Here is a 1,361-nt window from a genome sequence, read left to right as displayed (position 1 = left end):
GTTGCGGGTGGAACGCGGCGAGCTGCTCGCGGTAGATCGCCAGTTGTTCCTTTTCGCTCGGGAAACGCTGGTTGATCATGAACGGCACTTCGGTGCGATACAGACCAACGCCCTCGGCGCCGCGCTTCTGCGCCCGCGCCACGTCCGCCAGCAGGCCGGTGTTGACCCACAACGGCATGCGGTGGCCATCGAGGGTCACGCACGGCAGGTCGCGCAGGGTGTCGAGGCCCAGCGCCAGTTGTTTCTCTTCTTCGACCACTTCGGCGAATTGCTTGCGCAGCACTTCGCTCGGGTTGGTGTAGACCTCGCCGCGTGTGCCGTCGACGATCATTTCAATGCCGTCGACCTTGGCGTATGGCAGGTCGACCAGACCCATCACCGTCGGAATACCCATCGCCCGCGCCAGAATCGCGACGTGGGAGTTACCCGAACCGAGAACCGAAACCAGACCGACCAGCGTGCCTTCCGGCACCTCGCCGAGCATTGCCGGCGTCAGCTCTTCGCTGACCAGAATGGTTTTTTCCGGGTAGACCAGGCTCTGCTGACGCTCTTCCTGCAGATAAGCCAGCAGGCGACGGCCAAGGTCTTTGACGTCCGATGCACGCTCACGCAGGTAGGCGTCGTCCATCAATTCGAAACGGTTGACGTGATCGGTGACCACCTGACGCAGCGCGCCCTGGGCCCACTGGCCGGTCTTGATCACAGTGGTGACTTCGCTGCCCAGCGAGGCATCGTCGAGCATCATCAGGTAGACGTCGAACAGTGCGCGCTCTTCCGGGCGCAACTGGGTGGCCAGTTTGGCGGACAAGGCACGCATGTCGGCGCGCACGCCTTCGATGGCGGTCTTGAACAGCCCGAGTTCGGCGTCGATGTCGGTGATGTGTTTGTCCGGCACCACATCAAGGTCTGCCGGCGGCAGCATGACCACCGCGGTACCGACCGCCGCGCCCGGAGAACCCGGTACGCCGACGAACTTGGCTTCCTGGATGCCTTTGCCCTGACGGCCCAGACCACGGATCGAACCAGTGGCCTCGGCGTGGGCAATAACCCCGGCAAGCTGCGCGCTCATGGTCACGAGGAAGGCTTCTTCACCTTCATCGAACTGGCGGCGCTCTTTTTGCTGAATGACCAACACGCCGACGACGCGACGGTGGTGAATGATCGGTGCACCAAGGAATGAGGCGTAACGCTCTTCACCGGTCTCGGCGAAGTAGCGATAGCGCGGGTGATCCGCGGCGTTTTCGAGGTTCAGGGGTTCTTCACGCGTGCCGACCAGGCCGACCAGACCTTCGTTGGGTGCCATGCTGACTTTGCCGATCGAGCGCAGCACGTTATCCACCAGGCCGATCACAAATACCCCG

The 1,361-nt window shown here is 62.8% G+C and carries 1 pseudogene; it reads right to left on the bottom strand.

The window, feature by feature from the left end:
* Window positions 1-1,361, bottom strand: a pseudogene (locus ACIOZM_RS11580) (phosphoenolpyruvate-utilizing N-terminal domain-containing protein); the annotation flags it as partial.

This window comes from Pseudomonas sp. NPDC087346, assembly GCF_044744235.1.
Classification (GTDB): Bacteria; Pseudomonadota; Gammaproteobacteria; order Pseudomonadales; family Pseudomonadaceae; genus Aquipseudomonas.
The sequence above is the reverse complement of the archived record's forward strand: the minus strand, read 5'-3'. Positions and strand labels throughout refer to the sequence as shown.